This is a genomic window from Roseicyclus salinarum (assembly GCF_029624655.1).
GTDB classification, from domain to species: Bacteria; Pseudomonadota; Alphaproteobacteria; order Rhodobacterales; family Rhodobacteraceae; genus Roseibacterium; species Roseibacterium salinarum.
In genome coordinates this window covers 1-20,379 of the sequence record NZ_JARRSA010000012.1, presented here as the reverse complement: position 1 = coordinate 20,379, position 20,379 = coordinate 1, and the positions used below count along the sequence as shown (strand labels likewise).

The window sequence follows — 20,379 nt, the reverse complement described above, 5'->3', positions numbered from 1 at the left end:
CCGCCCCCGGCCCTTACGGCAGGTCCAGCCAGTCGAGCGGCCGGGACACTTCGGGCCTGAAGTAGACGATGGCGCGGCCCCCGTCCGGGGCAGGTGCGCCCTCGGCCCAGGGTGCGACGCCGTGTATCGCGTGGCGATGGACGAGGACGCCCTCTCCGGCCCTCAGGGGCACGAGGCGGCGCGGACAACGCTCGAACACCTCGCGCCGCGCCGCGCCGTAGACCTCCGTCATGTCGATCCCGGGCCAGTCCTCGGGGCTGCTATCGCGAAACGCGTCGGCGAAGGCGGCGCGGATCAGGTGGTGACTGCCCTCCCGAACCACGAGGGGCGCGGCCTCGGGACCCGCGCCGGTCACGGCGATGCCGAGGATGAAGGCGTGCATCTCCCTGAGGTGGCGGCGTTTTCGCGGACCCACGGGCAAAAGCCCGTCGAGGTGGGCCGCGTCGCGGTCGCGCCGGAACCGGTGGGCGGCCTCGCTTTCGCCGGGATCGCGCGCGGGGTAACCCGGCCAGGTAACCGAGACCTGACCCCTGTGCAGCGGAAGATGGCCCGCCACGGCGCGCGCCGCCGCAAGCGCCGCACCCGCAAGCGGCGGGCCGCCGTCCACGCGCCCGTCCGGTCCGTTGGCAAGGGCGTCCACGCCCACGAACCATGTCCCGCCCTGGCGCAGCCACGCCTGCAGAAGGGCCGGATCGCGGCTTGCCGCAAGGGCCGCTGGCCCTGCCGCGTCAAGCCAGTCGGCAACCGCGGGCTCGGCGGGAAACACCTGCCATCCGCGGTCGAGCCAGCTCACCAGCCCATGGCCTTGCGCAGCATGTTGAGCGCCATGACCGAGATGAAGACCGCGAAGATGCGCTTGAGCGGCTTGGGGTTGGTGGCGTGGGCCAGCCGCGCGCCCCAGGGCGCCGTGATCAGCGTCATCGCGACGACCACGACGAAGGCCACGACGTTGACCTGCCCCAGCGTGTAGGGCGGGCGGTCAGGCCCCTGCCCCGGCACCAGCAGGAAGCCGATCACGCTGGGGATCGCGATGATGACGCCGAAGCCCGCCGCCGTCGCCACCGCGCGGTGGATCGGCACGGAATAGAGCGTCATGAGCGGCACCCCGAAGCTGCCGCCGCCGATGCCCATCAGGACCGAGAGAAAGCCCATCACGGGCGACGCCACCGCCCGCGCGATCCCGCGCGGCATGGCCTCGCCGAGGCGCCAGCTGTCGCGCCCGAACGCGAGGTAGAGCCCGATGGTCACGCCGAGAACGCCGAAGATCGCCATCAGGACCTCGTTTCGCAGCCCCGCCGCGGCGACCACGCCCAGCACCGCACCGATCGCGATGCCGGGTCCCCAGCCTCTCAGGATGCTCCAGTCGACCGCGCCCTTCTTCTCGTGCGCCATGACCGAGCGGATCGAGGTGATCGCGATCGTGGCAAGCGAGGTCGCGAGGCAGATCTGCATCAGGTCGGGCGTGTCGTAGCCGAGACGCTCGAAGGCGAAATAGAACGTCGGGACGAGGAAGATGCCGCCCCCTACGCCCAGAAGGCCCGCAATCAGCCCCGCGAAGGCGCCGATGACGAGGATCAGCGCAAGCATCGGCAAGAGATCGGACAATTCCGGCATGGTTCCCCGCATGTTCTGTTGATCGGACGGGTGCGCCTAGCGCAGCCGCCCGGCGGAGGGAAGCCCCCGCTTCGCACGGCGAGTGTGCGCCATTGCTCAGGCCGCGCGGCGCGCCACCTCCGCCAGCGCGCGCTCGACGAGTTCGGCGTCCGCGCCGTCGCGATGCGCCCCCTCCGACAGGACCCGCCGCCAGCCGCGCGCGCCGGGACGGCCCGCGAACAGCCCCAGCATGTGACGCGTCACCTGGTGCAGCCGGCCGCCGCCCGACAGGTGCGCCTCGATGTAGGGCAGCATGGCGCGCACTGCGTCCTCGGCGCCGCGCGCGGGCGCGGCCTCGCCGAAGATCGCGGCATCGGCCCGGCCGAGAATGTCGGCGGGCGCGTGATAGGCCGCGCGTCCGACCATCACCCCGTCGAGCCCCGCCGCGAGGTGCGCCTGCGCCTCCTCCAGCGTGGCGATGCCCCCGTTGATGGACAGGTGAAGATGCGGGAACTCCGCCTTCATGGCGTGCACGAGCGGGTAGTCGAGCGGCGGGACGTCACGGTTTTCCTTGGGGCTGAGGCCCTGCAGCCACGCCTTGCGCGCATGGATGGCGAAGCGGCCGACCCCCGCCTCCGAGACGCGCGTAAGGAAATCGGGAAGCACCTCGGCGGGAACCTGGTCGTCCACGCCGATGCGGCACTTCACCGTCACCTCCACCGGGCTCGCGGCGATCATGGCAGCGACGCAGTCCGCCACCAGCCCGGCGCGCTCCATCAGGACAGCGCCGAATGCGCCCGATTGCACGCGGTCGGACGGGCAGCCGACGTTGAGGTTGATCTCGTCATAGCCGTAATCGGCCGCGATGCGCACGGCCTCGGCCAGTTCGGACGGATCGGACCCGCCGAGTTGCAGGGCAACCGGATGCTCGGCCGGGTCAAAGTCGAGAAGGCGCGCCCGGTCGCCGTGAATGACGGCAGGCGCGGTGACCATCTCGGTATAGAGAAGCGCCCGGCGCGACAGCTGACGGTGCAGATACCGGCAATGCCGGTCTGTCCAGTCCATCATCGGCGCGACGGACAGGCGGGCGGCGTCGCGGGCGGCGGTGCCGGTCATGCTCGGATCTCCTCGGGGCGCGCGCGCGAAGGTGTGCGTTCAAGAGCCTGGGGGCGTTGCCCGTCACATAATACGTCAGATGCGCCTGTGGAACACCCGCCCCGCCCCGGCTCGTCACATTGCCCGTCGCGCTCGGCCGCGGGGGCGCTATACTCGGAGCGCGGGTGAACTGGACGTCGGGGAGGACGGGGCGCTTGGACAGGACGGCTGACCGGGGGCTTGCCGCCACGAGAACGCAGGTCGCCATCATCGGCGGCGGGCCTGCGGGCCTCCTTCTGGGGCAGCTCCTGCATCGGCGCGGCATCGACACCGTGATCCTCGAGCGGCGCTCCAAGGCGCATGTCCTGAGCCGCATCCGCGCGGGCGTGCTGGAGCGCGGCCTTGTGGAGCTGCTGCGCGAGGCGGGCGTGGGAGACCGGGTGGAGCGCGAGGGCATCGCGCATGACGGCACGCTCATCTCCTTCGACGACGAGATCTTCCGCGTGGATTTCCGCGCGGCGACGGGCCACGCCGTGACCGTCTACGGCCAGACCGAGGTGACGCGCGACCTGTACGCGGCACGCGAGGCCGCCAGCGCGCCGATCATGTTCGAGGTCGAGGATGTCGCGATCCACGACGCCGCGACGCAGGCGCCCCATCTCACCTTCACCGTGGCGGGCGAGGCGCGGCGCATCGACTGCGACTTCGTGGCGGGGTGCGACGGCTTTCACGGCGTCAGCCGCACCAGCATCCCCGGCGAGGTTCGGCGCGAGTTCGAGAAGATCTATCCCTTCGGCTGGCTCGGCATCCTGTCAAAGACGCCCCCAGTGGGCGACGAGCTGATCTACGCCAGCTCCGAGCGGGGCTTTGCGCTGTGCTCCATGCGCAACCCCACGCTCAGCCGCTACTACATCCAGTGCTCGCTCGAGGAGCGGGTCGAGGACTGGAGCGACGACGACTTCTGGACTGAGCTGAAACGCCGCATTCCCGCCGAGGAAGCCGCGAAACTGGTCACGGGCCCCTCCATCGAGACCTCGATCGCGGCCCTGAGGTCGTTCGTGACCGAACCGATGCGCTGGAGGCGGCTGTTCCTGTGCGGGGACGCGGCGCACATCGTGCCGCCAACGGGGGCGAAGGGCCTGAACCTCGCCGCGTCAGACGTGCATTACCTGCACGAGGGCCTGGCCGACTACTACGCCACGGGCTCGAGCGCGGGCATCGACGCCTATTCGTCCCGCGCGCTCCGCCGCGTCTGGAAGGCCGAGCGGTTCAGCTGGTGGTTCACCACGCTCATGCACCGCTTTCCCGACCAGACGGGCTTCGACCGCCGGATGCAGCAGGCCGAGATCGACTTTCTCCGCTCGAACGAGGCCGCGCAGAAGGCGATGGCGGAAAACTATGTCGGCCTGCCCTACTGAAAGGATCCGCATGAACCGTTACGAAAAAGGCATGGCGACCCGGCGCGAGGTGCTGGGCGACGCGCATGTGGACAGGGCCGAAGCGGCGAAGACGGATTTCGACGCGCCGTTCCAGACGATGATCACCGAGGGCGCATGGGGGACGCTCTGGGCCGACGACACGATCGGCCTGCGGGAGCGCTCGATGCTGACGCTGGCGCTTCTGGCGGCGACGGGCAGCTTCGATGAGATCCCGATGCACATCCGCGCAACCGCGCGCACGGGCGCCACCCGTGAGGACGTGATGCAGGCCTTCCTGCACGTCGCCGTCTACGCGGGCGTGCCCAGGGCCAACCACGCGATCAGGCTCGCCAAGGCGACGTTCGCCGAGATGGAGAAGGAGGAGGCGGGCGATGACTGAGCCCCTGATGCCGCGCAGGCACGCCCTGCACCCCGCGCCGCGCGATCCCGACTACAAGAGCTCGGTCACGCGCGCGCCGAACCTGCCGCTTCTGTCGATGGAAAGCACGCCCGCCGAGGAGACAGGGCCCCGCTTCGGGCATTCCCTGATCGGCCCGCTCGACAATGACCTGATCCGCAACTTCAGCCGTGGCGCGCGTCGCGCCATCGGCGAGCGCATCCGCGTCCACGGCCGTGTCCTCGACGAGACGGGACGCGGCGTGGCGGGGACGCTGGTGGAGATCTGGCAGGCCAACGCGGGCGGGCGCTACCGGCACGTCAAGGACACCTACTTCGCGCCCCTCGATCCCGATTTCGGGGGCTGCGGGCGGACGCTGACGGACGAGGCCGGCCGCTACGAGTTCATGACGATCCGCCCCGGCGCCTATCCCTGGCCCAACCGCGCGAACGACTGGCGGCCGATGCACATCCACTTCTCGGTTTTCGGCCATGCCTTCGGGCAGCGGCTGGTCACGCAGATGTATTTCGAGGGCGACCCCCTGATCGAGCATTGCCCGATCGTCCACACGATCAGGGATCGCGGCCAGATCGAGCGGCTTGTGGCGCCGCTCGACCTGCAGAATTCGCGCGGCATGGATTACCTCGCCTACCGTTTCGACATCGTGCTGCGCGGGCGGCGACAGACCATGTTCGAGACGCGGCCGGAGGGGATGTGATGGCGCAAAATCTCGATCTTCTACAGGAAACGGCCAGCCAGACGGCGGGGCCTTACGTCCATATCGGGTGCATCCCGAGCTTCGCCGGGATCGAGGGCCTCTACCCCGAGGACTTGGGCGCAAGCCCGATCCGCGAGGGCGCACGGGGCGAGATCGTGACGATCCGCGGCGCGGTCTTCGACGGGACGGGCTGGGCGCTGCGCGACGCGCTGATCGAAAGCTGGCAGCCCGACGCGGGCGGCCTGTTCCCGGGCGAGCCCGGCGCGGACCCGGCCGTCACGGGCTTCTGCCGCTTCGCAGCGGACGGACAGACGGGGGAGTTCACGTTGCGCACCGTGCGGCCGGGACCGGTGGCGCTGCGCGACGGGCGGATTCAGGCGCCGCATGTCTCGCTCTGGATCGTGGCCCGCGGGATCAACGTCGGGCTGCAGACGCGCATCTACTTCGAGGACGAGGACAACGCGGCCGACCCGCTCCTGTGCCGGATCGAGCACAGGCCAAGGGTGGAAACGCTGATCGCGAAGAGAACAGGCGCGGGCGAGTTCCGCTTCGACATCCTCCTGCAGGGCGAGGGAGAGACGGTTTTCCTCGACCTGTAGGGGTGGCGCGGCGGAGCCCTGGGCCCGCCGCGCCGCACGGTCAACCGATGATGGCGTTCAGCGTCGCCGAGGGCCGCAGTAGGGCCGCCGTCTTCGCCGGATCGGGGTGGTAGTAGCCGCCCTGGTCGGCAGGCTTGCCACGGTCCGCGCGCATCTCCTGCGTGATCTGCGCCTCCTTCCCGGCAAGATCCCGCGCGATGGGCGCGAAGTGATCGGCGAGGTCGCGATCCTCGGTCTGCGCCGCGAGATACTCGGCCCAGTAGCGCGCGAACCAGTAGTGGCTGTCCCGCGTATCGGGCTGTCCCGGCTTGCGCTGGGGGGAGTTGTCGTTGTCGAGATAGCCCTGCGTGGCCGCCTCGACGCCCTCGCCGAGGATCCGCGCCTTGGCGTTGTCCTTCTGGTCGGCGAGGAACTTCAGGCTTTCGCCGAGCGCGCAGAATTCCCCGAGGCTGTCCCAGCGCAGGTGGTTCTCGGAATGGAACTGCTGGACGTGCTTGGGCGCCGAGCCGCCCGCCCCGGTCTCGAACAGGCCGCCCCCGTTCATCAGCTTCACGATCGACAGCATCTTGGCCGAGGTCGCGAGCTCGAGGATCGGGAACAGGTCGGTGAGGTAGTCGCGCAGCACGTTGCCGGTGATGGCGATGGTGTTCTCGCCCTTCGTGATCGTCTCGAGCGAGGCGCGCGTCGCCTCGCGCGGGGCCATGATCTCGAAGCGGTCGGCGACGCCGCGGGCCTCGAGGATCGGCCTGACCTGGGCGATCAGCTGGGCGTCATGGGCGCGTGTCTCGTCGAGCCAGAAGATCGCGCGGTAGCCGGTCGCGTTCTGCCGCTCGATCGCGAGGTTAACCCAATCCTCGATCGGCGCCTTGCGCGCGCTGGCCGAGCGCCAGATGTCGCCGGCCGCGACATCGTGGCTGTGCAGGACGGTGCCGTCCTGAAGCACCATCTTCACCGTGCCCGCCTGAGGGATCTCGAAGGTCGTGGGGTGCGAGCCGTATTCCTCGGCCTTCTGCGCCATCAGGCCGATGTTCTGCACCGTGCCCGCCGTCGCCGGATCGAGCTTTCCGTGTTCCTTGAAAAAGGCGATCGTCTCGTCATAGACGGGCGCATAGGACGTGTCGGGGATCACGCAAACCGCGTCGTGCTCCTTGCCGTCCGGGCCCCAGCCCTTGCCGCCGCCACGGATCAGCGCGGGCATCGAGGCGTCCACGATGACATCCGAGGGGACATGCAGGTTGGTGATGCCGCGGTCGCTGTCGACCATGTACATCGGCGGCCGCTCGGCGCGGACCCGTTCGATGGCCGCCATGATCCCGGCGTTGTCCTTCACCCGCTCCAGCAGGTCGCCGAGGCCTGAATTGGGGTTCACCCCAAGCGCCTTCATCTCGTCGCCGTACTCGTCGAAGACGGGCTTCAGCCAGGCGCGCACGGCATGACCGAAGATGATCGGGTCGGAGACCTTCATCATCGTCGCCTTGAGGTGGAGCGAGAAGAGGACGCCGTCCTGCTTCGTCTTCTCGATCTCGTCGGCGAGAAAGGCGTCAAGCGCGCTGGCGCTCATGAAGGTGGCGTCGACGACGGTGCCCTCGGGATAGCTGACGGCATCCTTCAGCACGATCTCCTCGCCGCCCTCGGTCTCGAGCACGATCTTCGCCGTCGCCGCGGCCGGAAGCGTGGCCGAAACCTCGTTCGCGCGGAAATCTCCGCCCGGCATGGAGGCGACGCGCGTCTTGCTGTCGGCCGACCAGTCGCCCATGCGGTGCGGGTTGGCCTGCGCGAACTTCTTGACGGCGCCGGCCGCGCGGCGGTCCGAGTTGCCCTCGCGGAGGACCGGGTTCACCGCCGAGCCCTTTATCGCGTCGTAGCGCGCGCGGGCGTCCTTCTCGGCGTCGGTCGCGGGCGTCTCGGGATAGTCGGGCAGCGCATAGCCCTGCGCCTGCAGCTCGCGCACCGCGGCGACGAGTTGCGGCACGGAGGCCGAAATGTTGGGAAGCTTGATGACGTTGGCGTCGGGCGTCTTCACGATCTGGCCAAGCGCCGCAAGGTCGTCGGGGATGCGCTGCTCTTCGGTCAGGTGCTCGGGGAAGGCCGCGATGATCCGCCCGGCCAGCGAGATGTCCATCGTGCCCACGGAAACGCCCGCGGCGGAGGCGAAGCTCTGGACGATCGGCAGAAGCGAGGCGGACGCCAGTTCCGGCGCTTCGTCGACCTTGGTGTAGATGATGTCGGGTTTGTCAGTCATCGATTCCGGCCCTTGGGTTGATTTTGGTATGCCATAGTACACAACGGAATGGCCGTCTACCGAACAAGGTGCCACAGGGGGGGGTCAGGGAATGATCTCGAACCGGATCACGTCCACCATGCCCCGGTCGGTGATCTTCAGCGCCGGGATCACCGGCAGGGCAAGGAAGGCCAGCTGCAGGAACGGCTCCTGCAGGGTCACGCCGAGCGAGGCCGCGGCCTTGCGCAACGCGATGAGGTCGTCGCGCACCTCCTCGAAGCCCGCAAGGCTCATCAGGCCCGCGACGGGCAGCGCAAGCTCGGCCAGGACCTCGCCGTCCCGCGCGACCACGAAACCGCCCTCGATCTCCGACAGGCGGCCCGCGGCAAGCGCCATGTCGGCATAATCGACGCCGACGCAGGCGATGTTGTGGTGGTCGTGGCAGACGGTCGACGCGATGGCGCCCGCCTTCAGGCCGAAGCCCTTCACGAAACCGGTGGCGATGTTGCCGTTGCGCCCGTGACGTTCCACCACCGCGATCCTGACGAGGTCGCGGTCGGGGTCGGGGCGCTTGTCGCCATCGACGCTCGGGATCGCCTCGCGCAGGTGTTCCGTCAGGATCTTGCCCTCGAGGATGCCGATGACGTCCGTCTCCTCACGGTTGGCCGCCGCGCGGAAGCTGTCGGCGCTCAGCGGCGGCGCCTTGACCGAGTTGCGGCCGACCGGCGGGATCACGTCGCGCGCGGCGAAGGCCTCGGGCGTCACTGCGCGGCCCCCGGCCCACACGGCCCTTGCACGGCAGGTCGCAAGATCGTCCACCGCCACGATATCGGCCCGCTTGCCCGGCGCGATCAGGCCGCGATCCTTCAGGCCGAACGCCTCGGCCGCGGAAAGCGAGGCCGCGCGGTAGACCGCAAGCACCGGCGCGCCCATCGCGATGAGCCGCCGGATCATGTGGTCGAGGTGGCCCTCCTCGTCGATGTCGAGAGGGTTGCGGTCGTCGGTGCACAGGCACATGTAGGGCGCCGTCGTGTCGGTCAGGACCGTCTGCAGCGCCTCCAGATCCTTCGAGACCGAGCCCTCGCGGATCAGGACGCGCATCCCCTTGCGCAGCTTCTCGCGCGCTTCGTCCGCACTCGTGGCCTCGTGCTCGGTCGAGATCCCGGCGGCAACATAGGCGTTGAGGTCGCGGCCCGACAGAAGCGGGGCGTGGCCGTCGATGTGCCCGCCCTCGAACAGCGCGAGCTTGGCCATCGCCCGCGGGTCGCGGTGGATCACGCCGGGATAGTTCATGAATTCCGCAAGGCCGATGCCCGAGGGGTGCCCCATGAGTGCGGCGAGGCCCGCGGCGTCGATCTCCGCGCCCGCCGTCTCCATGTCGGTGGACGGCACGCAGGACGACAGCTGCACCCTGATGTCCATGAGCGTCCGGCGCGAGGCCTCCTGAAAATAGCGGATGCCCTCGGCGCCGATGACGTTGGAGATCTCGTGCGGATCGCAGATGGCGGTGGTGACGCCCCGCGGGGTCACGCAGCGGTCGAACTCGTAGGGCGTCACGAGGCTCGATTCGATGTGGAGATGCGTGTCGATGAAGCCCGGAACCAGCGTGAGGCCGGTCACGTCGACGACCTCCCGGCCCTCGTAGTCCTCGCCGGTGCCGACGATGATGCCGTCGGTGATCGCGACGTCGCCCTCGATGAGGCCGCCCGTGATCAAGTCGAGGACCCGCCCCCCGCGAAGGACGAGATCGGCGGGCGCGTCGCCCCGCCCTGCCGCGATACGCGTTTCGAGATCGGCCATGGCTATCCCTCCTGCCGTTCCGGTCACGGGCTGGCGCCAAGGATGCCGCACCCGCGTGACCGGCGCGAGGGGGAAGTGGCTATTCCAGCGCCTCGACCAGCACCAGGTCGCGTTTGGAGGCGCCGCGCGCGTGGCCGAGCGCCTGCTGGTAGGTCTCGCTTTCGTAGCAGGCATTGGCCGCCTCGAGGCTCGGGAAATGCGCCACCACGTTGCGCGGATGGGCGCGGCCCTCCTTCTGGATGGCGGTTCCGCCGCGCGCGAGGAACCGGCCGCCATGCGCTTCGATGGCTTCCCTCGCGAGGGCGGCATACCTGCCGTAGGCGTCCTCGTCGGTGACGGTCACATGGGCGATCCAGTAGGCAGCGGGCATCTCAGGCTCCTTTCAGAACGTCTTCGGCCGCGGCGATGGCCTGTGGCGCCCGGGACGGGTCCTGCCCGCCGCCCTGCGCGAAGTCGGGCCGGCCGCCGCCGCCCTTGCCGCCAAGTTGCTCGACCGCCGCGCGCACGAGGTCGACCGCCGAGACCTTGCCGGTCAGGTCGCCCGTCACGCCGGCCGCCACCGCGGCCTTGCCGCCCGCATCCGCAATCAGAAGTATTGCGCCCGAGCCGATCCGCTCCTTGTGGGCGTCGATCAGACCGGCGAGGTCCTTGCCGCTGACGCCCGAAATCGCCTGCGCGAGGAACGGGATGTCGCCGATCTTCGCGACGTCCGGTGCGGACGAGGATCCGCCGCCCGACAAAGCGAGCTGCTGGCGCAGCTGCGCCACCTCGTTCTCGAGCTTGCGCCGCTCGTCCTTCAGTGCACGCACGCGGGCCAGCACCTCGGCGGGGGTCGCGTTGAGCTCCTGCGCCAGCGCGGCCATGCGCCGGTCCTGCTCGGCGAGGTGTTCGAAGGCGGCGGGGCCGGTCAGCGCCTCGATGCGGCGGACGCCGGCCGAGGACGCGCTGTCGCCCAGCACCACGCAAAGGCCGATGTCGCCGGTCTGGCGCACATGGGTGCCGCCGCAGAGTTCGATCGAGTAGGTCTGCCCGTCGCGGCCCTTGCCCGTGCCCTCCAGCGCGCCCATCGACACGACGCGGACCTCGTCGCCGTATTTCTCGCCGAATAGCGCCTGCGCGCCCAGGTCGCGCGCCGCGTCCGGCGTCATGATGCGCGTCTCGACGGGCGCGTTCTGGCGGATCAGGTCGTTCACCTCGCGCTCGACCGTCGCGATCTCGTCGGGCGTCAGCGCCTTGGTGTGGCTGAAGTCGAAGCGCAGGCGGTCCGGTGCGTTGAGCGAGCCGCGCTGCGCGACATGCTCGCCGAGGGCGCGGCGAAGCGCCTCGTGCAGGAGGTGCGTGGCCGAGTGGTTGGCGCGGATCGTGGTGCGGCGGGCGTGGTCCACCTCGAGCACGGCGGGCTGGCCGGGCGTGATGTCGCCCTTCGTGACCTCGGCCATGTGCAGGAAGACGCCCGCGACCTTGCGCGTGTCCGTGATGCGCGCCTCGCCCGTCTCGGTCCTGAGCGTGCCGGTGTCGCCCACCTGACCGCCCGCCTCGGCGTAGAACGGCGTCTGGTTCACCACGACGGTCAGGCTGTCGCCCTCGTGCGCCGCGTTCGCACGCTCGCCGCCCTTCACGAGTGCGCGGATGACGGCCTCGGCGGTTTCGGTGTCGTAGCCGAGGAACTCGGTCGTCCCGTGCTCTTCGGCGACGTCGTACCATATCGCGGCGTCGGCCTGCTCGCCCGAGCCGGACCAGGCCGCGCGCGCCTTGGCCTTCTGCTCGGCCATCGCGGCCTCGAAGCCTTCGACGTCGACGCCGCGGTGCTCGCCCCTCAGCGCATCCTGCGTCAGGTCGAGCGGGAAGCCGTAGGTGTCGTAAAGCCGGAACGCGGCCTCGCCAGGCAGCTCGGCGCCGTCGGGAAGCTTCGCAAGCTCGTCGTCAAGAAGCCGCAAGCCCCGCTCGAGGGTGGTGCGGAAACGCTCTTCCTCGAGCTTCAGCGTCTCGGTGATCAGCGCCTGCGCGCGGCCGAGTTCGGGATAGGCCTGCCCCATCTGCTGCACCAGCGTCGGCACGAGGCGGAACATCATCGGATCCTGCGTGCCCAGAAGATGCGCGTGGCGCATCGCGCGGCGCATGATCCGCCGCAGGACGTAGCCGCGTCCCTCGTTGGAGGGCATGACCCCGTCGGCGATCAGGAACGAGACCGAACGCAGGTGGTCCGCGATCACCCGGTGATGCACGTTCTTGGGCCCGTCGGGATCGACGTTCGACACGTGGGCCGACGCCTCGATCAGGCTGCGCATGAGGTCGGTGTCGTAATTGTCGTGCTTGCCCTGCAGAAGCGCGCCGATCCGCTCGAGGCCCATGCCGGTGTCGATCGATTGCGCCGCGAGGTCCCGGCGAGATCCGTCCTCGAACTGCTCGAACTGCATGAAGACGAGGTTCCAGATCTCGATGAACCGGTCGCCGTCCTCCTCGGGGCTGCCGGGCGGGCCGCCCCAGATCGAGGGCCCGTGATCGTAGAAGATCTCGGTGCAGGGTCCGCAGGGGCCGGTGGGGCCCATCATCCAGAAGTTGTCGTTCGTGGGGATGCGGATGATCTTCTCGTCCGGCAGGCCCGCGACCTTCTTCCAGATCGCCGCCGCCTCGTCGTCGGTGTGGTAGACCGTCACCAGAAGCTTGGACTTGTCGATGCCGAAGTCGCGGGTCAGAAGCTCCCACGCGAAGGGGATCGCCTCGTCCTTGAAGTAGTCGCCGAACGAGAAATTCCCCAGCATCTCGAAGAACGTGTGGTGCCGCGCGGTGTAGCCCACGTTGTCGAGGTCGTTGTGCTTGCCGCCTGCGCGCACGCATTTCTGGCTCGTGGCCGCGCGCTTGTAGTCGCGGTGCTCGACCCCGGTGAAGAGGTTCTTGAACTGGACCATGCCGGAGTTCGTGAACATCAGCGTGGGATCGTTGCGCGGAACGAGGGGCGAGCTGTCGACGATCTCGTGTCCGTTGCGGCGGTAATAATCGAGGAAGGTCGTGCGAATGTCGTTCAGGCTGGCCATGGGATGCGCGTCTGTCGTCGGGGAAAGGGTCAGGGAGCGGATGTATAGCCGGCCATGGTCCGTGTCCATAAGCGAGGGGGCACAACACGGCAAAAGGGCGGTCCGAAGACCGCCCCCATGAAGCCTCTGACCGCTAGATTGCTCGGCGCGCGGCCGGTCAATCCTCGACCATGGCCGTGTCGTCCTCGTCGGAGGCGCCGAAGTCCAGGCCGTGGGCCGCGCGGATCTTGTCCTCGATGGACAGCGCCACGTCGGGGTTCTCGCGCAGGAACTGCTTGGCGTTCTCGCGTCCCTGCCCGATGCGCTCGTCCCCGTACGAGAACCATGACCCCGATTTCTCGACCACGCCGGCCTTCACCCCGAGGTCGATCAGCTCGCCCATCTTCGAGATGCCCTCGCCATACATGATGTCGAATTCGACCTGCTTGAACGGCGGCGCCACCTTGTTCTTGACGACCTTCACGCGGGTCGCGTTGCCCACCACCTCGTCGCGGTCCTTGATCGCGCCGATGCGGCGGATGTCGAGGCGGACGGACGAGTAGAACTTGAGCGCGTTGCCGCCCGTCGTCGTCTCGGGCGAGCCGAACATGACGCCGATCTTCATCCGGATCTGGTTGATGAAGATCACCATGCAGTTCGAGCGGCTGATCGAGCCCGTGAGCTTGCGCATCGCCTGCGACATGAGCCGCGCGTGCACGCCCACGGACGAGTCGCCCATGTCGCCCTCAAGCTCGGATTTCGGCGTGAGGGCCGCGACCGAATCGACCACGACGAGACTGACCGCGCCCGAGCGCACCAGCGTGTCGGTGATCTCCAGCGCCTGCTCGCCGGTGTCGGGCTGCGAAATCAGAAGCTCGTCGAGGTCCACGCCAAGCTTCTTGGCGTATTGCGGGTCGAGCGCGTGTTCGGCGTCGACGAAGGCGCAGACGCCGCCCTTCTTCTGTTCTTCGGCCACGACGTGCAGCGTCAGCGTCGTCTTGCCCGAGCTTTCGGGGCCGTAGATCTCGATGATGCGGCCCTTCGGCAGCCCGCCGATGCCGAGCGCGATGTCGAGGCCGAGCGAGCCCGTCGAGGTCGCCTCGATGTCCCGGAAAGGATTGTCGCCGCCGAGCTTCATGATCGAGCCCTTGCCGAACTGACGTTCGATCTGGGCCAGCGCGCTGTCAAGCGCCTTCTGCTTGTCGGCCGATTTGCGGTCGGTCATGTCGAGGAGGTTCGCCGTTGCCATGGAATTTCGCCCCTTATGTCATGCGGCCGCACGCGCGGCAATGCAGTGCTCTTGTTCGCCTCTTGTTCTCATTTACCGGTAGCAAACAAAAAGGGAACATTTCAAGATGAATCTTGCTCATCCCCTTTTTGATCGTGACAGGTTAAGAAAGGGTTAGGTTCGGCCGCTGCATCGTTGGAGGCAGGAAATGCTGGTATTCTGGAAGGCGCGGCTGGTGCTGCTGGCGGTTCCCAAGACCGGCACGACCGCGCTCGAGGCCGCCTTCCTGCCCCATGCCGACGCCTCGATCCTGCATCCTCCGGGGCTGAAGCACTGCAATCTCCGCCGCTGGCGCAGGCAGCTGGCGCGGATCTTCGAGAACGACGGGGCGCGGCCGCTGGAGGTGATGGCGGTGATGCGCGAGCCGGTCGGCTGGCTTTCGAGCTGGCATCGCTATCGCGGGCGCCCCGCGATCTCGGGCCGGCCGCAATCGACGGAAGGGATCGGTTTCGAGGACTTCGTGGCCGCGTGGCTTCAGGACCAGCCGGCGGAATTCGCCCGGATCGGGCGGCAGTCGCGGTTCCTCTCGGACGAGGGCGGGCGTCCGGGCGCCGATCACCTCTTCCGGCACGACCGGCTGGAGGAGGCGGTCGCGTTCCTGGAAAACCGCCTGTCGGTCTCGGTGAGCCTCGAGCGGCGCAACGTCTCGCCCGCCGGCCCGGAGCCGCATCTTCCGCAGGAGCTCGACGCGCGGCTGCGCCGCGAGGCGGCGGCCGACTTCGCGCTATGGGACGATCTTTGCGCGGGGCGCTACGCGCGGGTCAGTGAAGCTGCCGCGCCACCGTCGCCGTAAGCTCCGCAAGCGTGAAGGGCTTGGGCAGGAACACCGCGTCGGGAATGCCCCACGACAGGTCCTCGATGTCCTCCTCCGAGTAGCCCGAGACGAAGACGACCTTGGTTCCCGGTCGGATCTTCAACGCCTCCCGAACCCAGCTTGGCCCATCCATGCCGGGCATCACCACATCGGTCACGAAGAGGTCGATCCCGGTCTGCGTCGTCGCCAGCGTCCGCAGCGCCGCTTCGGCGCAGTCCGCCTCGATGACCTTGTAGCCGCGCAGCTGCAACGCGCGCGAGGCGAAGGCGCGCACCGGCGCCTCGTCCTCCACCAGAAGGACCACGGCAGAACCGTCCGGCCGCCCGTCTTGCGGCCTGCCCCGCGCGGGTCGGGATGCCGGGGCCGGTGCCGGCCGCGACGCATCGAGGGGTTGTCCGGCCTCAACGGCGCGCGGCCCCGGCGCGGCCCCGGTGGAGGACGCGGTGGAGGGCGCGGGGCCGTGTGAGCCATGCGCTTCCTGCCCGAGGGCGCCCTGCAAGGGCGCCGACGCCCCTTCCGCCGCCCGACGTGCCGCGGGACCGGGCGTCGCCCCGCGGTCGGCCGCCGACACGAGGCGCGGCGCCCCCGCAAGGCCGGCGGGGACATCGTAGACGGGGATGTAGATTGTGAAGGTCGTCCCCTTGCCCACGACGCTGTCCACGAAGATGTACCCGCCGGTCTGCTTGACGATGCCGTAGGCCATCGACAGGCCAAGCCCGGTGCCTTCGCCGACCTTCTTGGTCGTGAAGAAGGGCTCGAATATCCGGTTCAGCTTGTCGCTGGGGATGCCATGCCCCTCGTCGCGGACGCGGATCGTGACGTAGTTGCCCTTGGGCACGGCCGCGCTTTCCCGGTGGAGCGGCTCGCGCAGGCGCAGGACGCGCGTCTCGACCCGGATCTCGCCCCCCTCGGGCATCGCGTCGCGCGCGTTCACCACGAGGTTCATGATCACCTGGTCGAGCTGGCGGCGATCGACGCGCACCGGAAGCAGCCCCGGATCATGGTTCAGCGTCAGCGTGATCTTCTCGCCCACGAGCCGGTTGAGCAGATGCGTCAGTTCGCCCATCGTGTCGCGCAGGTCCACGACGTCGGGCTCCAGCGTCTGCTTGCGCGAGAACGCCAGAAGCTGCCCGACGAGAGCGGCCGCGCGGTTGGCGTTCTGGTTGATCTGGACGAGGTCCGCGTAATCCTCGTCGCCCTGGTCGTGGCGCAGGAGCACGAGGTCGCAATGCCCGGTGATCGCCGTGAGCAGGTTGTTGAAGTCATGCGCGACGCCGCCCGCCAGTTCGCCGATGGCCTGCATCTTCTGGCTCTGCACGAACTGCTGCTCCAGCGTCTTGAGCTCGGTCGCGTCATGGAGCACCGCCAGAAGCGACGGCCCCGTGGCGTCGCTGATGCGGCTGAGCGAGATCTGGAGGAATCATTCGTCATGGCGCTTCTTCGCGCGGACGAACTCGGCGCGCGGCGGAATGCTTTCGGCGAGGCTGTCGGCGACCCAATCGCGCACCGGGCGGCCCAGACCGTCCACCAGCTTCGAGAGCGACCCGCGCTCGGCCGGGCCGATGCCCAGCAGCGCCTGCGCCTGACGGTTGGAGGCAAGCACCTGCCCATCCCCCCCGACATGCAGGAGCGCGACGGGAAGCGCCTCGAACGCGCGGGCCGCGACGGAGGCCGCGGGCGGCTCGGCGAGACCCGGCACGGCGTAGATCTCGCGCCGGCCGTCCCGGGCCGCCACGACGATCGGAACGACCTCGATCGGGCCCTCCGCGCCCAGCATCCGGGTGCGGCGGCCGGCCACGAGCGGCATGTCGGGAAACACGTCGGACAGGCTGTCGGCGCGCCGGCCCAGAACCTCGTGCATGGCGTCGTTCAGCGACAGGACGGTGTCGGTGTGGCTGACCACCATCATCGGCAGGCCGATACCGTAGCCTGTGCGCATGGCATCGGTCGTGTCCTCCAGCCGCCAGAAGATGCCGCCCCCGAGGCGATGCGCCAGAAGCCGCACCGCGCCGCGCGGGGTCACGATGGTCTCGTGCGCGGCGTCGCGCCGGGCCACGGCGGTTTCCTGGCGGAACACCACCGCGGACGCGTTGGGCAGGATCGCGCCCACGGCGCGCGCCATCGGCTGGCCCGTCCTGTCGCCGAAGCGCCGCTGGGCCGAGGCGTTCTGCGCCACGACGGCGCCGGTGGCGTCGGTGATGAAGGACGGGGACGGATCATGGCGCACGAGGTCCATCGCCCGCCGCAGGTCGCGATGCGCAAGGCGCGCGACACGGTAGCCCCGCGCCCCGAGGAGCACCCCGGCCGCGAAACATCCTCCCCCCGCCCCGACCAGCACGAAGGAAAGCTGCGCGTCAGAGGCGAGATAGGCGCCAAGTGCCGCGACAAGCCCCAGAACAAGCAGCATGAGCGGTTGCGCCGCCCACAGCACGGACGGCGGGCCCGCCGGCGCGGGCGCGTCTGCCTGGTCGCTCATGCCCGTCCGATCCGTTCCATACCGCCCTTCCCCACCACGAAGGACTTGCGTCCGCCCGTGTCCGCCACTGCCACAGGACACCAGCCTGCACGGGAAACCTTAAACGACGCTTAAAATGCCCGAAAAACGCCGCTTGAAAAGAAAAATGGTAGCGCACGCTCAGGCGGTGCGGCGCAGGATCGCTGTGTAGAAGCCGTCCGATGCGCTCAGGGGCGTGTCGAGGCGCGCGCCCTCCTGCCGCCAGCCCGGCGCGCGGCGCAGGAACGCGGCCACCTGCTCCTCGTCCTCGCAGGCGAGAAGCGAGCAGGTCATGTAGACCAGAAGACCGCCCTCGGCGACGAGGGGGGCGGCCTCGTCGAGGATATGCGCCTGGAGCTGCCGCAATTCGTCCAGCCGCTCGGGCGCAAGCCGCCATTTCGCCTCGGGGTCACGGCGCCAGGTGCCCGTGCCCGAACACGGCACGTCGCACAGGACGGCCTCGTAGGGCGCCCGCGCAGCCGCCTGCCCGGACGCAAGCCGCTCGATCGTGACGCCCGCGCGCGCGGCCCGGGCCGGCAGGTCCGACATTCGCCGCTCGGAGGCGTCATGGGCCAGCACCGCGGCCCCGGTGCGGTCGGTGATCGCAAGCGCCTTGCCGCCGCCGCCCGCGCAGAAGTCGAGGATGCGCCCCCTGGAGGGCCAGGGAACGGACGCGACGGCACGTTGGGCGGACAGGTCCTGCAACTCCACGAGCCCGTCACGGTAGGCGGCCGAGCCGCGGAGGGAGCGGGCGCCCCCCGTGACCAGAAGGGCAGTGTCGCAGCCTGGGTCAGGCCGTGTGGCGATGCCCTCGGCGTCGAGGCGCGCCTGCGCGGCATCTCGGGTCGTCCGGCGCAGGACGACGCGCAGCCAGACCGGCGCGCGCTCGCAGAGGGCCGCGAACAGCGTGTCGCGGGCGGCGGCGTCCTCGGCCCGCAACCCGATCGCCTCCCGCAGCCATGGCGGGATGTCGGTGCCGGGCTCCGGCGGCCGCAGCGGACGCTCGGCGAAAGCCGTCTCCGCCTCCGTCAGCGGCTCCGGCCCGTAACCCACGCCGTCAAAGAGAGAGGCGGGATCGCTCCCCCGGAGCCGAAGAAGCCCCAGAACGAGGCCGCGGCCATCCGCGGCACCGCCCGCCTGCGCCGCGCTTTCCATGTGCCGCAGAACATCGAAGACGAGATCGCGCACCGCGGCGCGGTCCCCCGAGCCCGCATAGCGCGCGCCGCGCGACCACCGCGACAGCGCCTGTTCCGCGGCAAGACCGCCAAGCCAGCCGTCCAGCACGGAAATGGCAGCGGAGGCACGGGCTGCGGGGGTCATCTTCGCACTTCAACCACGGCCCGCAAACCGTTCAGCTTGCCTGATAATTCGGGCTCTCGCGGGTGATCTGCACGTCGTGGACGTGAGATTCCTTCAGACCGGCCCCCGTGATCCGCACGAAACGGCTCTTCGAGCGCATCTCGTCGATATTGGCGCAGCCCGTGTATCCCATCGCCGCCCTGAGGCCGCCGATCATCTGGTGGATCACCGTACCGGCGGGGCCCTTGTAGGGCACCTGGCCCTCGATGCCTTCGGGCACCAGCTTGTCGGACGCCGCGTCTTTCTGGAAATAGCGGTCCGCCGAGCCGCGGGCCATCGCGTTGAGCGATCCCATGCCGCGATAGGACTTGAAGCTCCGGCCCTGGAACAGGATGACTTCGCCCGGGCTTTCGTCGGTGCCCGCGATCATCGAGCCCACCATGGCGCAGTCCGCCCCCGCCGCGATCGCCTTCGCGAAGTCGCCGGAATACTTGATGCCGCCATCCGCGATGATCGGAGTGCCGCTCTCGCGCGCGGCGGCCGCGCAATCCATGATCGCCGTCAGCTGCGGCACGCCCACGCCCGCCACGATGCGCGTGGTGCAGATCGAGCCGGGGCCGATGCCGACCTTGACGGCGTCCGCACCCGCGTCGATGAGCGCGCGTGTCGCCTCGGCGGTGGCCACGTTGCCCGCGACGACCTGCACGGAGTTCGACATCGCCTTCACCCGGCGGACGGCCTCGGCCACGCTGGCGGAATGGCCGTGCGCGGTGTCGATCACGATGAGGTCGCAGCCCGCATCGACAAGCGCGGCCGACCTCTCGAAGCCCGCGTCGCCCACCGTCGTCGCTGCCGCCACCCGCAGGCGCCCGAGTTCGTCCTTGCACGCGGAGGGGTTCAGGACCGCGCGCTCGGTGTCCTTTAGCGTCAGAAGCCCGGTGAGCTTTCCCTCGGCGTCGGTCACGAGAAGCTTCTCGATGCGCCGCGCCTTCATCAGCGAGATCGCCTCGCCCCGATCCGCGGGCTCGCGCAGTATGGCGAGGTTGTCGGACGTCATCATGACGCGCACCGGCGTGTCGTCCGCCTCGGCGAAGCGCATGTCGCGGTTCGTCACGATCCCTAGGACGCGCCGCTTCTCGTCGACGACGGGAAAGCCGCTGAAGCCGTAGCGCTCAATCAGGGCCTTGGCGTCGGCGAGCGTCTGGTCCGGCGTGAGCGTGACGGGGTTGTAGACGATGCCGCTTTCGAAACGCTTCACGCGGCGCACCTCGCGCGACTGTGCGTCGATGTCGAGATTGCGATGGATGACCCCCATGCCGCCGGCCTGCGCCATCGCGATGGCCATGCGCGCCTCGGTCACGGTGTCCATGGCCGAGCTGAGAAGCGGAATGTTGAGCTTGATCGACTTCGTGACCCGCGTCCTCGTGTCGACATCCGAGGGAAGCACGACACTCGCGTCGGGAACCAGAAGCACGTCGTCGAAGGTAAGCGCCTCGCGAATCTCCATCGGACTCTCCTTGGGGTTCTGCGTTGGCGCGTCCCTATCTCATGTGGCGGGCGGGAGGGAAAGAGCGAAATGGCCGGCCTCGCGGCGGCCTGCGCGGAAGGGGCCGAGCGCCGCCTCGGGGC

Annotated in this window: 17 protein-coding genes; 5 read left to right on the top strand and 12 right to left on the bottom strand. The window is 69.3% G+C overall.

What is annotated here, in order from left to right; translation table 11 throughout:
- Positions 1–13: 13 nt before the first annotated feature.
- From P6F26_RS09960 to dusA, 3 genes are all read right to left on the bottom strand, one after another.
- On the bottom strand, positions 14–793 hold the full coding sequence (locus P6F26_RS09960; RefSeq protein ID WP_347403039.1) for a hypothetical protein: 780 nt from the start codon (positions 791–793) through the stop codon (positions 14–16).
- A complete protein-coding gene (locus tag P6F26_RS09955) occupies positions 790–1,614 on the bottom strand; it encodes a sulfite exporter TauE/SafE family protein (RefSeq protein ID WP_278028617.1) in 825 nt (274 codons plus the stop codon). Before P6F26_RS09955 ends, P6F26_RS09960 begins: the two co-directional genes overlap by 4 nt.
- A 96-nt stretch (positions 1,615–1,710) precedes the next feature.
- Entirely contained in the window at positions 1,711–2,709 is a 999-nt protein-coding gene (gene dusA / locus P6F26_RS09950; protein WP_278028531.1) for a tRNA dihydrouridine(20/20a) synthase DusA, read from the bottom strand.
- Between the two features lie 194 nt (positions 2,710–2,903).
- Between dusA and pobA the strand changes: the two genes are divergently transcribed.
- The 4 genes from pobA to pcaG are packed head-to-tail and all read left to right on the top strand — an operon-like array spanning position 2,904 to position 5,820.
- Positions 2,904–4,106 carry a 4-hydroxybenzoate 3-monooxygenase gene (pobA, locus tag P6F26_RS09945; protein WP_278028530.1) on the top strand — a complete coding sequence of 401 codons (1,203 nt, stop codon included), beginning with the start codon at positions 2,904–2,906 and terminating at the stop codon, positions 4,104–4,106.
- Positions 4,107–4,116: 10 nt separating this feature from the next.
- Positions 4,117–4,506, top strand: a complete 390-nt coding sequence (gene pcaC, locus P6F26_RS09940; RefSeq protein ID WP_278028529.1) for a 4-carboxymuconolactone decarboxylase — start codon at positions 4,117–4,119, stop codon at positions 4,504–4,506.
- Positions 4,499–5,221, top strand: coding sequence for a protocatechuate 3,4-dioxygenase subunit beta (gene pcaH / locus P6F26_RS09935; RefSeq protein WP_278028528.1), 723 nt, complete (start codon positions 4,499–4,501; stop codon positions 5,219–5,221). The genes pcaC and pcaH overlap by 8 nt, the downstream gene beginning before the upstream one ends.
- Positions 5,221–5,820 (top strand): protocatechuate 3,4-dioxygenase subunit alpha, encoded by a 600-nt coding sequence (gene pcaG, locus P6F26_RS09930; protein ID WP_278028527.1) that lies wholly within the window; start codon positions 5,221–5,223, stop codon positions 5,818–5,820. Before pcaH ends, pcaG begins: the two co-directional genes overlap by 1 nt.
- A 40-nt stretch (positions 5,821–5,860) precedes the next feature.
- Here the strand turns inward: pcaG and P6F26_RS09925 are convergent, their stop codons facing one another.
- The 5 genes from P6F26_RS09925 to recA form a co-directional block, all read right to left on the bottom strand.
- Positions 5,861–8,062, bottom strand: a complete 2,202-nt coding sequence (locus P6F26_RS09925) for an NADP-dependent isocitrate dehydrogenase (protein WP_278028526.1) — start codon at positions 8,060–8,062, stop codon at positions 5,861–5,863.
- Between the two features lie 84 nt (positions 8,063–8,146).
- Entirely contained in the window at positions 8,147–9,841 is a 1,695-nt protein-coding gene (ade, locus tag P6F26_RS09920) for an adenine deaminase (protein ID WP_278028525.1), read from the bottom strand.
- Between the two features lie 79 nt (positions 9,842–9,920).
- On the bottom strand, positions 9,921–10,211 hold the full coding sequence (locus P6F26_RS09915; RefSeq protein ID WP_278028524.1) for a DUF1330 domain-containing protein: 291 nt from the start codon (positions 10,209–10,211) through the stop codon (positions 9,921–9,923).
- A gap of 1 nt (position 10,212) precedes the next feature.
- On the bottom strand, positions 10,213–12,876 hold the full coding sequence (gene alaS / locus P6F26_RS09910) for an alanine--tRNA ligase (protein WP_278028523.1): 2,664 nt from the start codon (positions 12,874–12,876) through the stop codon (positions 10,213–10,215).
- Between the two features lie 157 nt (positions 12,877–13,033).
- On the bottom strand, positions 13,034–14,104 hold the full coding sequence (recA, locus tag P6F26_RS09905) for a recombinase RecA (protein ID WP_278028522.1): 1,071 nt from the start codon (positions 14,102–14,104) through the stop codon (positions 13,034–13,036).
- Positions 14,105–14,291: 187 nt separating this feature from the next.
- Between recA and P6F26_RS09900 the strand changes: the two genes are divergently transcribed.
- On the top strand, positions 14,292–14,936 hold the full coding sequence (locus P6F26_RS09900; protein ID WP_278028521.1) for a gamma-glutamyl kinase: 645 nt from the start codon (positions 14,292–14,294) through the stop codon (positions 14,934–14,936).
- Here the strand turns inward: P6F26_RS09900 and P6F26_RS19695 are convergent.
- From P6F26_RS19695 to guaB, 4 genes are all read right to left on the bottom strand, one after another.
- On the bottom strand, positions 14,905–16,275 hold the full coding sequence (locus tag P6F26_RS19695) for an ATP-binding protein (protein WP_430736740.1): 1,371 nt from the start codon (positions 16,273–16,275) through the stop codon (positions 14,905–14,907). The genes P6F26_RS09900 and P6F26_RS19695 overlap by 32 nt on opposite strands.
- Positions 16,276–16,377: 102 nt before the next feature.
- A complete protein-coding gene (locus P6F26_RS09885) occupies positions 16,378–17,433 on the bottom strand; it encodes a PAS domain-containing protein (RefSeq protein ID WP_278028520.1) in 1,056 nt (351 codons plus the stop codon).
- A gap of 159 nt (positions 17,434–17,592) precedes the next feature.
- A complete protein-coding gene (locus tag P6F26_RS09880; RefSeq protein WP_278028519.1) occupies positions 17,593–18,771 on the bottom strand; it encodes an RsmB/NOP family class I SAM-dependent RNA methyltransferase in 1,179 nt (392 codons plus the stop codon).
- 31 nt (positions 18,772–18,802) lie between these two features.
- Positions 18,803–20,257: an IMP dehydrogenase gene (gene guaB, locus P6F26_RS09875; RefSeq protein WP_278028518.1), complete on the bottom strand. Its 1,455-nt coding sequence runs from the start codon at positions 20,255–20,257 to the stop codon at positions 18,803–18,805.
- Positions 20,258–20,379: the final 122 nt, after the last annotated feature.

Bases quoted from the DNA above. Each gene is read 5' to 3' on its own strand.
- P6F26_RS09955 (WP_278028617.1), bottom strand. From the start codon at position 1,614: ATGCCGGAATTGTCCGATCTCTTGCCGATGCTTGCGCTGATCCTCGTC.
- dusA (WP_278028531.1), bottom strand. From the start codon at position 2,709: ATGACCGGCACCGCCGCCCGCGACGCCGCCCGCCTGTCCGTCGCGCCG.
- pcaC (WP_278028529.1), top strand. From the start codon at position 4,117: ATGAACCGTTACGAAAAAGGCATGGCGACCCGGCGCGAGGTGCTGGGC.
- pcaH (WP_278028528.1), top strand. From the start codon at position 4,499: ATGACTGAGCCCCTGATGCCGCGCAGGCACGCCCTGCACCCCGCGCCG.
- pcaG (WP_278028527.1), top strand. From the start codon at position 5,221: ATGGCGCAAAATCTCGATCTTCTACAGGAAACGGCCAGCCAGACGGCG.
- P6F26_RS09925 (WP_278028526.1), bottom strand. From the start codon at position 8,062: ATGACTGACAAACCCGACATCATCTACACCAAGGTCGACGAAGCGCCG.
- ade (WP_278028525.1), bottom strand. From the start codon at position 9,841: ATGGCCGATCTCGAAACGCGTATCGCGGCAGGGCGGGGCGACGCGCCC.
- P6F26_RS09915 (WP_278028524.1), bottom strand. From the start codon at position 10,211: ATGCCCGCTGCCTACTGGATCGCCCATGTGACCGTCACCGACGAGGAC.
- alaS (WP_278028523.1), bottom strand. From the start codon at position 12,876: ATGGCCAGCCTGAACGACATTCGCACGACCTTCCTCGATTATTACCGC.
- recA (WP_278028522.1), bottom strand. From the start codon at position 14,104: ATGGCAACGGCGAACCTCCTCGACATGACCGACCGCAAATCGGCCGAC.
- P6F26_RS09900 (WP_278028521.1), top strand. From the start codon at position 14,292: ATGCTGGTATTCTGGAAGGCGCGGCTGGTGCTGCTGGCGGTTCCCAAG.
- P6F26_RS09885 (WP_278028520.1), bottom strand. From the start codon at position 17,433: ATGAGCGACCAGGCAGACGCGCCCGCGCCGGCGGGCCCGCCGTCCGTG.
- P6F26_RS09880 (WP_278028519.1), bottom strand. From the start codon at position 18,771: ATGACCCCCGCAGCCCGTGCCTCCGCTGCCATTTCCGTGCTGGACGGC.
- guaB (WP_278028518.1), bottom strand. From the start codon at position 20,257: ATGGAGATTCGCGAGGCGCTTACCTTCGACGACGTGCTTCTGGTTCCC.